This window comes from Bradyrhizobium sp. USDA 3256, assembly GCF_054058275.1.
Window position 1 is genome coordinate 3,358,729 of record NZ_JBSSAE010000002.1, and the last position, 14,401, is coordinate 3,373,129.

Genomic DNA, 14,401 nt, shown 5'->3' on the forward strand with positions numbered 1-14,401 from the left:
CAAACTATTCCGCGGGTGCGTGCACGCCTGACGGCTCGCGGCGCTGGCGCAGCCGGTCGATCAAGAGATAGATCACCGGTGTCGTGTAGAGCGTCAGGATCTGCGACACGAACAGGCCGCCGATGATGGTGATGCCGAGCGGCCGGCGCAGCTCGGTGCCCGGGCCGGTCGCAATCACCAGCGGAATGCCGGCGAACAGCGCAGCCATGGTCGTCATCAGGATGGGGCGGAAGCGCGCCCGGCAGGCCTCGAAGATCGCGTCCCGCGACGACAGGCCCTGATGCCGCTCGGCCTCGAGCGCGAAGTCGACCATCATGATGCCGTTCTTCTTGACGATGCCGATCAACAGGATGATGCCGACGAAGGCGATCACCGTCAGCGGCGTGTTGGTCACCTGCAAGGCGAGCAAGGCGCCGAGGCCGGCCGACGGCAGTGTCGAGATGATCGTGATCGGATGCGCCAGGCTCTCATAGAGCACGCCGAGCACGATATACATCGCGACCAGCGCGCCGAGGATCAGCAGCGGCTGCCGCCCGCTGGTCTTGTTGAAATCGCCGGCATTGCCGTCGAAGCTGCCGCGAATGCCCTCGGGCATGTGCAACTCGTTGACCGCCTGCTGGATGTTCGTCGTCGCGACCTCCAGCGGCACGTCCGGCAGCAGGTTGAACGACACCGTGGTCGAGGGGAAGCCGCCGGAGTGATAGACCGCGAGCGCCGACAATCCACGCTGGTAGTGCACCAGCGCCGACAGCGGCACCTGCACGTCGTTGGCGCCGGCAACGTAGATGCGCTCGAGGTTCGACGGATCGCTCTGGAATTTGGGATCGATCTCGAGCACCACCACGTACTGGTTGCGCTGGGTGTAGATGTAAGAGATCTGCCGCTGCGAGAAGGCGTTGTTGAGCGCGTTGTCGATGTCCTGCACGCGGACGCCGAGGCTGGAGGCGGTCTTGCGGTCGATCACGAGGTTGAGCTGCAGGCCGCCGGGATCGCGGTCGGAGGATACGTCCGTGATGCCCTCCACCGTCTCCATGCGCTTGGCCACGATCGGCGCCCATTTCTGCAACAGCTCGAGGTCGGTCGAGGCGAGCGTGTACTGGTAGTCGGAATCGCTCTGCCGGCCGCCGGTGCGGATGTCCTGGGCGGCGAACATGAACAGGCGGATGCCCGGCACCATGAACAGGTTGCGGCGCAGCCGGTCGATCACCTGTGCGGTCGACATCCCGCCCCGCTCCTCCGGCGGCTTCAGGCTGATGAACATGGTGCCGCGGTTGGAGGTGGCGCCGCCCGGGCCGCCGCCGGAGCCCACCGACGAGCCGATGCCGGCGACCGCGGGGTCGGCCATCACGATGTCGGCGAGCCGCTGCTGCAGCTGAAGCATCGCCTGGAACGAGATATCCGCCGACGCCCGGGTCGAGCCGATCACGAAGCCGCTGTCGTCGGTCGGGAAATAACCCTTCGGCGTCTTGATGTAGAGCGTCACCGTCAGCGCGACGGTGGCGAAGAACACCACCAGGGTCAGGAAGGGATAGCCGAGCACGATCCGCAGCGTCGCTGCATAGAACGCCACGACACGTGACAGCGTGCCCTCGATGACGCGATCGTACCAGGTGGCATGATCCGAGGTCGCCTCCCTGATGTAATGCGCGCAGATCATCGGCGTGATGGTCAGCGACACCACGGTCGAGACCGCGATCGCGAACACCAGCGTCAGCGAGAATTCGCGCAGCAGCCGCCCGACGATGCCATCCATGAAGATCAGCGGCGTGAAGGCCGCGATCAGCGACAGCGAGATCGACAGCACCGTGAAGCCGATCTGCTTGGCGCCTTCGACCGCGGCCGGATATGGCGCCATGCCCTGCTCGAGATTGCGGTACATGTTCTCGATCATCACGATGGCGTCGTCGACCACGAAGCCGACGGAGATCGCCAGCGCCATCAGCGACAGATTGTCGATCGAGAAGCCGGCGAGCCACATTCCGGCGCAGGTGCCGGCCAGCGCCAGCGGCACCGAGACGCCGGCGGCGATCGTCGGCACCACCCGGCGCAGAAACACGAACACCACGATCATCACAAGCACGGCGGTCGCCAGCAGCGTGAACTGCATGTCCTCGACGCTGGCGCGGATCGTTCCGGTGCGATCGACCAGGGTGGAGATCTCGACGCCCGCCGGAATCCATTTCTTCAGTTCCGGCAGCATCTTGCGAACGCCGTCGACGGTGTCGATGACGTTGGCGTCGCCCTGCTTGGTGATCTGGATCAGTACCGCCGGCTGCTTGTTGAACCAGGCGATCGAGCGCGAGTTGCGCACGGAATCCTCGACCTCGGCGACGTCGGCGAGGCGGACGTAATTGCCGTTCGAGCTCTTGATGACGATGTCGCGGAATTCGGCGGCGGTGCGCATCTGCTTGTTGATCGAGAGCGTCTCGCTCAGCCGGCCGCCATTGAAGATGCCGACCGGCCCCAGCGGGTTGGCATTGATGATCGCGAGCCGGACGTCGTCGGTCGCGATCCCGGCGTTCGCCAGCGACACCGGGTTGAGCGCGATGCGCACCGCCGGCTGGTCGGCGCCGCTGACGGTCACCTCGCCCACTCCCGGCACCTGCGAGATGCGCTGCGCCAGCACCGTGTCGGCGACGTCGTACATCGCGCTGGTCGAGATCGTCTTCGAGGTCAGCGCCAGCACGAATACCGGCGACGCGGCCGGATTGGCCTTGCGGAACTTGGGCAGCGACGGCAGGTCGCTCGGCAAATCGGCGAGCGAGGCGTTGATCGCGGCCTGCACGTCGCGCGCGGCGCGGTCGATATTGCGGCCGATCGAGAACTGCACCTGGATGCTGGTGGTGCCGAGCGAGCTCGTCGAGGTGATCTGGTCGACGCCCGAAATGGTGCCGAGCTTGCGCTCCAGCGGTGCGGCGACGGTCGCGGCCATCACCGAGGGATCGGCTCCCGGCCTGGACGCCGACACCCGAATGGTCGGGAAATCGACATTCGGAACCGACGACACCGGCAGGAACTGGTAGGCGACGATCCCGACCAGGAACAGCCCGATCGCAAGCAGTGTGGTGCCCACCGGCCTGCGGATGAAGGGCTCCGAGATCGAGATCACTGCATGCCCTCGGTGGCGCCCGCGATCGGCGGGCCGCTGGGACCTGGCTCCGGCACGGCCCGCTCGATCCGGCGGTTGAGGCGGTCGAGCGCCAGATAGATCACCGGCGTGGTGTAGAGCGTCAGCAGCTGGCTCAGCAGCAGGCCGCCGATGATCGAGATACCGAGCGGGAAGCGCAGTTCGGCGCCGGTACCGCTTTCGATCGCGAGCGGCAGCGCGCCGAACAGCGCCGCCAGCGTCGTCATCATGATCGGGCGGAAACGCAACAGGCAGGCCTGCACGATCGCGTCATAGGACGACATGCCCTGGTGACGCTCGGCCTCCAGCGCGAAGTCGATCATCATGATCGCGTTCTTCTTGACGATACCCATCAAGAGGATGATGCCGATCAGGCCGATCACCGAGAGATCCTGCCCGCACAGCATCAAGGCGAGGATGGCGCCAACGCCGGCCGAGGGCAGCGTCGAAAGGATGGTGATCGGATGGATATAGCTTTCATAGAGCACGCCGAGCACGATGTAGATCGTGATGATCGCCGCCAGGATCAGCCAGGGCTGGCCGGCGAGCGAGCGCGAGAATTCGGCGGCGTCGCCGGAATAGATCCCGACGATGCTGCCGGGCATTCCGATCCTGCTCTCGATCGCTTTCACGGCCGCGACCGCGTCGCCCAGCGCCTCGCCCGGCGCCAGGTTGAAGCTGAGCGAGACCGACGGGAATTGCGCCTGGTGCGAGATCGCGAGCGGCGCCGTGGTCCGGACCAGCGTCGCCACCGCCGACAGCGGCACCTGCGCGCCGTTGGCGCCGGGCAGATAGAGCTTGTCGAGAATCGACGGGTCGCGCTGATACATCGGCAGCGCTTCGAGCACGACGCGGTACTGGTTGGCCTGGCCGTAGATCGTCGAAATCTGCCGCTGCGCGAAGGCATCGTTCAGCGTGTCGGTGACGCCCTGCAGACTGACGCCGAGCTGGCCGGCGCGCTGGCGGTTGACGTCGAGCGCCGCGCGCAGGCCGCCCTCCTGCGCCTCCGAGGAGACATCGCGGAAGATCGGGTCGCGCCGCATCTCGGCGACGAGCCTTTGCGCCCATTGCGAGACCTCGGCGGCGTCGGTCGCGGTCAGCGTGTACTGGTATTGCGAGCGGCTGGACTGGGTCGAGATCTGCACGTCCTGCACCGGCTGAAAGTACACCGTCATGCCGGGCACCGTCGCGATCTTCTCCTTCAGCCGCTCGATCACCTTGACGACGCCCTCGCGCCGCTGGTCGAGCGGCTTCAGCGTCATTACCAGACGGCCGACATTGGTGGTCGGATTGACCGAGCCCGAGCCGATCACCGAGACAACGCCAACCACATCAGGATCGGCCTTGATGATGTTTGAGACCGCGCTCTGCCGCCGCTGCATCTCGGCGAACGAGACGTCGGGCCCGGCCTCGGTCACCGCCGTGATCGACGAGGTGTCCTGCAGCGGCAGAAAACCCTTCGGTGCCAGCACATACATGATCAGCGTCAGCGCGATGGTCGCGAACGTCACCAGCAGCGTCGCGCGCTGGCGCCGCAGCACCCAGAGCAGCGTCCGATGGTAGAACTCCACCATGCGGTCGATGAAGCGGCTGACCGCGGCGAGGCCCGGGACCGCCATCTCCTCATGGATGTTCTTGAGCAGCCGCGAGCACATCATCGGCGTCAGCGTCAGCGAGACGATCGCCGAGGTCACGACCGCGATCGTCAGGGTGAGCGCGAATTCGCGGAACATGCGGCCAACCAGGCCGGACATGAACAGCAGCGGGATGAACACCGCGATGAGCGACACCGTCAGCGAGATCACGGTGAAGCCGATCTCGCTGGCCCCCTTCAGCGAGGCCTCCATCACCGTCTCGCCGTCTTCCATGTGGCGGACGATGTTCTCGATCATGACGATGGCGTCGTCGACCACAAACCCGGTTCCGATGGTCAGCGCCATCAGCGACAGATTGTCGAGGCTGAAGCCGGCGAAATACATGACACCGAAGCTCGTGATCAGCGACAGCGGCAGCGCGACGCCGGCAATCAGGGTCGCGCGCAGCGACCGCAGGAACAAGAGCACCACCAGGGTCACCAGCACCACGCTCAGGATCAGCGTGAACTGCACGTCGCGGACCGAGGCGCGGATCGTCACGGTGCGGTCGGAGACGATGGTCAACTTGACGCCGGCCGGGACCGACCGCTGCAGCCGCGGGATTTCGCCGCGGATCTGCTTGACGACGTCGATGACGTTGGCGCCAGGCTGACGCTGGATATCGATGATGACTGCCGGCGTGCCCTGATACCAGCCGCCGGTGCGGTCGTTCTCCAGCCCGTCGACGATCTGGGCGACGTCGCCGATCGTGACCGGCGAGCCGTTGCGATAGGCGATGATGATCGGCCGGTAGGCGTCGGCGGCGGCGATCTGGTCGTTGGCGGCGATGGTGTAGGATTGCTGGGCGCCGTCGAGCGAACCCTTCGGCCCCGACACGTTGGCGCCGGCGATCGCGTTGCGCAGATCCTCCATCGCGATGCCATAGGCCGCGAGCCGGGCCAGATCGGCCTGGACGCGCACCGCCGGCTTCAATCCGCCGAGGATCGAGACCCGGCCGACGCCGGAAATCTGGCTCAGCCGTTGGCCCAGGATGGTGTCGGCGAGATCGCTCATCGCCCGCAGCGAGATCGTGTCCGAGGTCAGCGCCAGCGTCATCACCGGCGCGTCCGCCGGGTTCACCTTGGCGTAGACAGGCGGATACGGCAGCGCCTTCGGCAAAATGCCGGCAGCAGCGTTGATCGCGGCCTGCACATCCTGCGTGGCGCCATCAATGTCGCGGTTGAGGTCGAACTGCAGCGATATCTGGCTGACGCCGAACGAGCTCGTCGAGTTCATTGACGACAGTGACGGGATCTGCCCGAGCTGCCGCTCCAGCGGCGCCGTGATCAGCGAGGCCACCACGTCGGGGCTCGCGCCGGGCAATTGCGTCGTCACCTGCACGGTCGGGAAGTCGACCTGCGGCAGCGCCGAGACCGGCAGCGCCCAGTAGCCGAGCGCGCCGCCGATCATCAGCGCGATGCCGAGCAGCGAGGTGGCGATCGGCCGGCGGATGAACGGTTCGGAGACGCTCATGGCTGCGTGCTCGCTGTTAGATCGGACATTACGAAGTCAGGATGCCGGTCATGGCTGCGCCTTCGGCGCGCCGCCCGACTGTTCGCCCCCTGCTGCCGGCGCGGGCGCCGGTCCGGACTGCCCCTTCTGATCGCCTTCGCTGTGCTCGTGCCGGCCGCGATGCTCGCCGTCCTTGCCCTGCCAGTCTTTCTTACCGTCCTTGCCTTGACCTTCGCCTTGCGCCCCGCGCTTGCCGTCAGGATTGCGGCTGCGCTTGCGCGGCGCGAGATCGGCGGCCGGCGGCCCGTCGTCCTTGCCGACCACGACCTTCGCGCCATCGGCGAGATTGGCAAAGCCGGTTGTCACGACGCGGTCCGACGTGGTCAGGCCGCTGGCGATGACGGCTTCATGCTCGTTCTGCTGGGTGACCGTGACCGGCTTGGCGGTGACGATGTCGCCCTCGCCGATCACGTAGCTGAAGGTGCCGGCCGGACCGCGCTGCACCGCCGAGGTCGGCACCACGATCGCCTGCGGCAGGGTCTCGACCTTGAGCCGCACATTGACGAACTGGCCCGGCCAGAGCTGGTAGCTGGCGTTGGGCAATTCGGCCTTCAGCTTCAGCGTGCCGGTGGTCGGATCGACCTGGTTGTCGATGCCGGTCAGCTTGCCGGTATCGATCACGGTGACGCCGTCATTGCCGAACACGTCCACCGCAAGCTGGCCCTTCGCGGCTGCGGCGTTGACCCGCATGATCTGCTGCTGCGGCAGGCTGAACCACACCGCGATCGGCTGCAGCTGGGTCAGGATCACGAGCCCGGTGGTGTCGGAGGCGTGGATGATGTTGCCCTGGTCGACCTGACGCAGGCCGGCGCGACCTGTGATCGGCGCGACGATCTTGGTGTAGCCGAGCGTGGCGCGTGCATTGTCGATCTGGGCCTGATCAGCCTTGATGATGGCCTCCTGCTGCGCGACCAGCGCACGCTGCGTGTCGGCCTGCTGCTTGGAGCCCGCATTGGTGGCGGCGAGTTGCTCATAGCGGGCGAGATCGATTTTTTGGTTGGCGAGCAGCGCTTCGTCCTTGGCCTTCGTGGCCACCGCCTGGTCGTACTGCGCCTGATAGATCGCAGGATCAATCTCGCCCAGCACGTCGCCCTTCTTGACGTCCTGGCCTTCGACGAAATTCACCTTGAGCAGCTTGCCATCGACCTGCGAGCGCACGATGACCGTGTTGAGCGCCCTCACCGAGCCTACGCCGTCGAGGTAAACCGGCACGTCCTGCACATGCGGCGTCGCCGCGAGCACCGGCACCGGCAGATCGGGCCGCGCGCCTGCACCACGCCCGCCGCCGCCATTTTGCTTGGGCTGGAAGGCGAGCCAGCCGAGATAGCCGAGGCCGCCCAGGATCACGAGCGTGACGAGCAAGGACACCATGCGCCCAAGCAGGCGCGAGAGGAGGCTCCGCTTGCGCGGCGCCTTGCTTTTCTCCTCGTCCGTCGAGTCGGGCTTAAAGAGCATCGACCGGTCTTTCCATCTTCGGTTCCCAGCCGCCCCCTAATGCCTGATATAGGCTCACGATCGCCGATAGCCGGGCCAGTTGGGCCTGCGAATAGGCATCTTCCGCCTGGAACAGGGTCAGCTGCGTGTTTAGCACAGTTACGATATCGGCGGTGCCGGCCTTGAGCTGCTGCTCGGCGAGGTCGAAGGCGCGCCGCGACGACGACAGCACGTCGCGCTGCAGCTGCAGCCGGCGCGTGGTCTCGCGGATCGCGACCAGCGCATTGTCGACGTCGGTGAACGACTGCACCACCGTCTTGCGGTAGGTCTGCAGCAACTCGTCCTGCCTGGCCTTGGTGTATTCGAAATTGCCGAGGATCCGGCCGCCGTCGAAGATCGGCTGGGTCATGCTGCCGACCAGGTTGAAGAAGGCGGCATGCGGCTGGAACAGCGAGACCAGCGCCTGGCTCTGGTAGCCGCCCGTTCCGGTCAGCTGGATGCTCGGGAAGAACTGCGCCCGCGCGCTGCCGACATTGGCGGTGGCGGATGCAAGCTGTGCCTCCTGCCGGCGGATATCGGGACGCTGGGTCAGCAATTCAGACGGCAGGCCCGGCGTGACGCGCGGGATCGCAACGGCGTTGAGCGAGCCGCCGGAGACGCGCACGCTTTCCGGCGGCCGCGACACCAGCACCGCCAGCGCGTTGATACTCTGGTCGAGCGTCTGCCGCAGCGGCGGCACCAGCGCGCGCTGGTTGGCGAGCACGCTCTCCTGCTGCGCGACGTCGAGATCGGAGCCGGTGCCGGCCTTGAAGCGCTCCTTGATCGCATTGAGGATGCGCTCGGCGCTGGCGATGTTGCGCTGCGCGGTGCGCAGGCGGTCCTGCGTCGCCAGCACGGTGAAATAAGCATTGGCGACGCTCGCCAGCGTGGTCAGCGCCACCACCTCACGGTCGAACCGGTTGGCAACGGCGGTCTCCTCCGCCGCCTGCGCGGCGTCGCGGTTCTGGCCCCAGAAGTCGAGCTGATAGCTGGCGCTCAGCGAGGCGTTGTAGTTCACCACCTCGCGCCCGCCGTTGGTGAGGCCGCTGGCGCTGGAGCCGGAGGTGCGCGAGTAGGTTTCCGATCCGTTGAGGTTGAGGGTCGGCAGCAGCGCCGCGCCGGCCTGCCGCGCCAGCGCGTCGGCCTGGCGGAAGCGTGCAACCGCAGCTGCGATGTCGAGGTTGACGGTCTGCGCCTCCTCCATCAGCTGCGTCAGCTCCTTGGAGCGGAAGCCCTGCCACCAATCGAGCGTCGGAAGCGCGTCGCCCGGCCGGCCGAGACGCGCGGCCTTGTAGCCCTGAGGCACGTCGAGCGCGGAATCCGGGATGTCCTGGGTCAGAATGCAGCCGGCAGAGCCGGCGACCAGGCCGAGCGCAACAAGCGAGCGTGCCGCGAGCCGGCGCGCGCGGACGGCGAGGCCGAACCGGCCTCCAGGCACCATCACGGACACGGGCTGGGTCACACCCGTTCTCCGCCGAAGCCAGACTTCGCCCGTGGCGCACGAATGCCGCGTTCAGCGATGGTCTGGGTGACGTTCACGGGGGTATGCTTCAAATGGAACCTGCCTGTCCCATTCTACCCTTGGGACAATGGGGCGGACAGCCCCGTCACGATTGCGCGGCGTCGCATCGCAAGCGATTCGTGGCTACCTTGAATGCCGACTTTTCCCTATTTTTTACGGCATTTCCGCGCATTTCGGCCCCGTGCCGGAAGTCACGATTCTTACAAAGATTTCATGGGGATTTCTCGGCTCCTGTTGCATTGAATCCGCAAGATGTGCCGGCGCGACGCCAGACTCGCGCCACCGCCCACTGCGCCGTCAGGTCTTGATTGGCCGAGAGCGCGCAACTCGTGCGAAACCGCCGACCACAGGATGATTCTACTGGCCGACCCGACCGCCGCAAAACTGCGTTCTCCCCACGCCCGTGACATCCGCGCGTGCGAGGTCAAGCGTGTTGAACCGGTCTTTTGCCGCAGTGCAAAAGCCCTTCCCTTTTTCGATCAGCACACTAGGTTCGCCAAGCAAGACACAGCCCGGCAAAGAAATTCCCCGACATGATATTCAACAAAGACGTCATCGAAGCGATCGGCAACACCCCGCTCATCAAGCTGAAACGCGCGTCCGAACTGACCGGCTGCACCATTCTCGGCAAGGCCGAATTCATGAATCCGGGCCAGTCGGTGAAGGATCGCGCCGGCAAATGGATGATCCTGGAGGCCGAGAGGCGCGGCACGCTGAAGCCCGGCGGGCTCGTGGTCGAGTCGACCGCGGGCAATACCGGGATCGGGCTTGCTGTCGTGGCGAGTGCGCGCGGCTACCGCACCCTGATCGTCATTCCGGAGACGCAGAGCCAGGAAAAGAAGGACATGCTGCGGCTGTGCGGCGCCGAGCTGGTCGAGGCGCCGGCGCTGCCCTTCGCCAATCCGAACAACTACCAGCATCTCGGCAGGCGGCTCGCCGAGCAACTGCGCAAGACCGAACCGAACGGCGTGCTGTTCGCCGACCAGTGGAACAATCTCGACAATCCCAAGGCGCATTACGACTCGACCGGACCGGAAATCTGGCAGCAGACCGACGGCAAGGTCGACGGCTTCATCTGCTCGGTCGGCACCGGCGGCACGCTTGCCGGCGTCAGCCGCTACCTGAAGGAAAAGAACCCGGCCATCGTCACCGCCTGCGCCGATCCGCACGGCTTCGGGATGTATGAACTGTTCAAGAATGGGCAGGTCAAATCAACGCCGGGCGATTCGATCACGGAAGGCATCGGGCTCGGACGCGTCACGCCGGTGGTCGAGACTGCGAAGGTCGACACCGCGTTCCTGATCTCCGATGAGGAAGCCGTGACCATCATCTATGAGCTTTTGGAGCACGAAGGCCTGTGCCTCGGCGGCTCGACCGGCGTTAACATCGCAGGCGCGATCCAGCTCGCCAAGCAGCTCGGCCGCGGCAAGACCATCGTCACCATCCTCTGCGACTCCGGCAACCGCTATCAGTCCAAGCTGTTCAACCCGGCCTTCATGCGCTCGAAGAACCTGCCGGTCCCGGAATGGCTGGAAAAGCGCAGCAAGATCGAGCTGCCGCTGGTCTAGGAAGCCGATAGCCAATGGTGAGTAGCGAATAGCGAGAAGCTCGATTCGCCATTCGCTACTCCCTACTCGCTCATCTCAGGATTTGACTTAGGAACAGCTTCGACCGCGCGTGCTGCGGGTTGGCGAAGAATTCCTGCGGCGTGTTCGATTCGATGATCTGGCCCGCGTCCATGAAGACGACGCGGTTGGCGACCTCGCGGGCAAAGCCCATTTCGTGGGTCACGACCAGCATAGTCATGCCCTCCTTGGCAAGATCGACCATGGTGTCGAGCACCTCCTTGACCATCTCCGGGTCGAGCGCCGAGGTCGGCTCGTCGAACAGCATCACTTTCGGGTTCATGGTCAGCGCGCGGGCGATCGCAACGCGCTGCTGCTGACCGCCCGACATCTGGCCGGGAAACTTGTTGGCCTGATGCGGGATCTTGACCCGCTCGAGGAACTTCATCGCGGTGGCCTCGGCATCCTTCTTCGGGATGTTGCGCACCCAGATCGGCGCCAGCGTGCAATTGTCGAGCACGGTGAGATGCGGGAACAGGTTGAAGCTCTGGAACACCATGCCGACCTCGCGGCGGACTTCGTCGACACGGCGAAGGTTCGGGCCGAGGTCGATGCCGTCGACCACGATCTCGCCCTCCTGGAATTCCTCCAGCGCGTTGATGCAGCGGATCAGGGTCGACTTGCCCGAACCGGACGGGCCGCAGATCACGATACGCTCGCCCTTGCCGACCTCCAGGTTGATGTCGCGCAGCACGTGGAAGTCGCCGTACCATTTGTTGAGAGCGGAAATGTTGACGATCGGGGTTGTGGACATGGTGACCTTGTTCAGTGGCGGCGGTGAGCGTTGAGCCGGTTTTCGACGAACAGCGAATAGCGCGACATTCCAAAGCAGAACACGAAGTAGATCATTCCAGCGAAGGCGAAGCCGGTAAAGGCCGTGGTCGGCGTCGACCAGGTCGGATCGGAGAACGTCGCATGCAACGACCCCAAGAGGTCGAACAGCGCAACGATCGAGACCAGCGAGGTGTCCTTGAACAGCGCGATGAAGCTGTTGACGAGCCCCGGAATGACGTGGCGCAGCGCCTGCGGCATCACGATCAGCGACGTGGTCTTCCACCAGGACAGGCCGAGCGCGCTCGCCGCCTCGCCCTGCCCGCGCGGGATTGCGGCAAGGCCGCCGCGCACCACCTCGGCCTGGTAGGCGCCGGCAAACAGCGCAATGCCGATCAGCGCACGGACCAGCCCGTCGACGTTGAAGTTGCCCGGCAGGAACAGCGGCAGCATGTAGGTAGCGAAGAACAGCACCGTGATCAGCGGCACGCCACGCCAGAACTCGATGAAGGCGATCGAGAATATCCGGATCAGCGGAATGGTCGAGCGGCGGCCCAGCGCCAGCGCGATCCCGATCGGCATCGAGGTGACGATGCCGGTGACAGACACCACCAGCGTCACCAGGAGGCCGCCCCACAGCCTGGTGTCGACGATGGGCAGTCCGCCGCGGTCGAGCCCCATCAGCTTGATCACGATCGCGATGCCGGCAAAGCTCGCCAGGCTCCCGAGCAGCGCGCGTTGTCCGGTTCGCATGCCGCCGCCGAGGAAAAACAGGATCGGCGAGACGGTCGCCGTGGTCAGCAGGAAGTCGAACCACAGCGGCTGGCTCGACATCTGAAGCTGCTCGCGCAGCCAGGTCAGGGGAAAGATCAGCCAGCCGATCAGGCTGCCGACGAGCACGATGATGTTGCCGACCGCCCACAGCAGCGGCCCGATCGCCGAACTCCGGCTGAGATTGACCAGGGCCTGACCGGCATTGACGACGCTGTCGTCGAACAGCTGCAACAGGCTCGCGACCCAGCTGACGCCGAAACCGGCTAGTCCGCCGCCGCGCAGCAGGAAGAAGGCGACCGCCGGGAACGCGAAGAAGAACAGGCTCGCATTCAGGCCCTTCGCCGGCAGGCGCGGAATAAGGAGTGGCAGCAACAGGACGGCCGCGAGGACGAAGGTCAGGTTGACGCGCCAGCGCTCGGCTTCCGGATAGAAGCCATAGATCAGCTGGGTGAGCTTGGCCTGGATATAGGGCCAGCAGGCGCCGACCTGACGGCCGGCAGTCTCGGCGAGGCATGCATTGCGGTCCTTGCCGCTCCAGACCGCATCGACCAGCAGGAACTTGAACGCGGGAACGATCGTGTACCAGAGCAGCCCCAGCGCCACGACCGTCAGCAGGATATTGGTCGGCGAATTCAACAGCCGCGTGCGGATGAAACCGACGAGGCCGGTGGTCTTCACCGGCGCCCGGCGCTCGGGCACCAGGTCCTGCCGGACAAAGGATGACGCGGTGGCGTCGGTCATGCCCCAAGGCTCCGGTTGATGCGCCAGCCATAGACACTCATGATCGCGCTGGTGACCAGCGAGATCAGGAGGTACACGCCCATGGTGATGGCGATGATCTCGATCGCCTGGCCGGTCTGGCTCAGCGTCGTTCCGGCAAATACCGAGACCAGGTCGGGATAGCCGATCGCGACCGCCAGCGACGAATTCTTGGTCAGGTTGAGGTACTGGTTGGTCAGCGGCGGAACGATGACGCGCATCGCCTGCGGCACGACGATCAGCCGCAAGGTGGTGCCGCGCGACAGGCCGAGCGACGAGCCGGCTTCCATCTGTCCCTTGTGGACCGACAGAATACCGGCGCGGACGATCTCGGCGATGAAGGCCGCCGTATAGGTCGACAGCGCAACCACCAGCGCAACCAGCTCCGGAATCACCCGCGCGCCGCCGGCGAAGTTGAAGCCCTTGAGTTGCGGCAGCTCGAAGGTCACCGGCAGCCCGAACACCAGCATCGTCACCAGCGGTAAACCAGTCAGCAGGCCGAGCAAATAGGGCCAGATCCGGATCGCCTGCCCGCGTTGAAACAGCGCCCGCCTTGCGTAGCCGCGCAGCGCCAGCGCGCCTGCGATGGCGATCGCGAGCGCGATCAGAAACGGATCAAGCCCGGCCTCGCCGATCGGCCGCGGGATCACCAGCCCGCGATTGGAGAGGAAGAAGGCGTTGAACAGCGAGATGCTCTGGCGCGGCCCCGGCAGCGCCGCCAGCACCGCGAGGTACCAGAATAACAGCTGGAACAGCAGCGGCAGATTGCGGACGATCTCGACATAGATCTCGCCGAACCGCGCCAGCAGCCAGTTCGGCGATAGCCGGCACAGCGCAATGATGAAGCCAATGATGGTGGCGAAGACGATGCCAATGCCCGCAACCAGCAGCGTGTTGAGCAGGCCGACGAAGAACACCCGCGTGTAGGTGTCCGACCCCGAATACGGGATCAGGTTCAGGCTGACATCAAAGCCCGCATTGTTTTTGAGAAACCCGAACCCGGAGGCAATGCGCTGCGTCTCCAGGTTGGCGCGGGCATTGGCCACGATCTCATAGGCGACCCAGGCCAACACCGCCGCGAACACGATCTGCACGGCAAGGCCAGTCCAGCCGGACTGGCCGCCGAGCGCGCGCTTCAGGCGGAAGATGAACTGCGGCGGTGGTTTTCGGGGCTCGGTCGTCATCGCCGCAGCCGCCTCGTCAC

General features: G+C 65.5%; 8 protein-coding genes. 1 reads left to right on the forward strand and 7 read right to left on the reverse strand.

Annotated features, from left to right (window positions below; genetic code table 11):
* Positions 1 to 4: 4 nt before the first annotated feature.
* Genes ACVWY5_RS17480 through ACVWY5_RS17495 form a run of 4 tightly spaced genes read right to left on the reverse strand, consistent with a single transcriptional unit; the run spans position 5 to position 9,187 of the window.
* Entirely contained in the window at positions 5 to 3,109 is a 3,105-nt protein-coding gene (locus ACVWY5_RS17480; RefSeq protein WP_028331920.1) for an efflux RND transporter permease subunit, read from the reverse strand.
* Positions 3,106 to 6,234 carry an efflux RND transporter permease subunit gene (locus ACVWY5_RS17485; RefSeq protein WP_028331919.1) on the reverse strand — a complete coding sequence of 1,043 codons (3,129 nt, stop codon included), beginning with the start codon at positions 6,232 to 6,234 and terminating at the stop codon, positions 3,106 to 3,108. The genes ACVWY5_RS17480 and ACVWY5_RS17485 overlap by 4 nt, the downstream gene beginning before the upstream one ends.
* A 48-nt stretch (positions 6,235 to 6,282) precedes the next feature.
* A complete protein-coding gene (locus ACVWY5_RS17490) occupies positions 6,283 to 7,728 on the reverse strand; it encodes an efflux RND transporter periplasmic adaptor subunit (protein ID WP_028331918.1) in 1,446 nt (481 codons plus the stop codon).
* Positions 7,718 to 9,187 carry an efflux transporter outer membrane subunit gene (locus ACVWY5_RS17495; RefSeq protein WP_028331917.1) on the reverse strand — a complete coding sequence of 490 codons (1,470 nt, stop codon included), beginning with the start codon at positions 9,185 to 9,187 and terminating at the stop codon, positions 7,718 to 7,720. Before ACVWY5_RS17495 ends, ACVWY5_RS17490 begins: the two co-directional genes overlap by 11 nt.
* Positions 9,188 to 9,801: 614 nt before the next feature.
* On the opposite strand from ACVWY5_RS17495, the gene ACVWY5_RS17500 reads away from it, so the two are divergent.
* On the forward strand, positions 9,802 to 10,836 hold the full coding sequence (locus tag ACVWY5_RS17500; protein WP_028331916.1) for a cysteine synthase A: 1,035 nt from the start codon (positions 9,802 to 9,804) through the stop codon (positions 10,834 to 10,836).
* 70 nt (positions 10,837 to 10,906) lie between these two features.
* On the opposite strand, the gene ACVWY5_RS17505 is transcribed toward ACVWY5_RS17500, so the two are convergent.
* Genes ACVWY5_RS17505 through ACVWY5_RS17515 form a run of 3 tightly spaced genes read right to left on the reverse strand, consistent with a single transcriptional unit; the run spans position 10,907 to position 14,381 of the window.
* Positions 10,907 to 11,647: an amino acid ABC transporter ATP-binding protein gene (locus ACVWY5_RS17505; protein WP_028331915.1), complete on the reverse strand. Its 741-nt coding sequence runs from the start codon at positions 11,645 to 11,647 to the stop codon at positions 10,907 to 10,909.
* 11 nt (positions 11,648 to 11,658) lie between these two features.
* The gene (locus ACVWY5_RS17510) at positions 11,659 to 13,179 is read right to left on the reverse strand and encodes an amino acid ABC transporter permease (protein WP_028331914.1); all 1,521 of its coding nucleotides are present in this window, start codon (positions 13,177 to 13,179) and stop codon (positions 11,659 to 11,661) included.
* On the reverse strand, positions 13,176 to 14,381 hold the full coding sequence (locus ACVWY5_RS17515) for an ABC transporter permease subunit (protein WP_028331913.1): 1,206 nt from the start codon (positions 14,379 to 14,381) through the stop codon (positions 13,176 to 13,178). The genes ACVWY5_RS17510 and ACVWY5_RS17515 overlap by 4 nt, the downstream gene beginning before the upstream one ends.
* Positions 14,382 to 14,401: the final 20 nt, after the last annotated feature.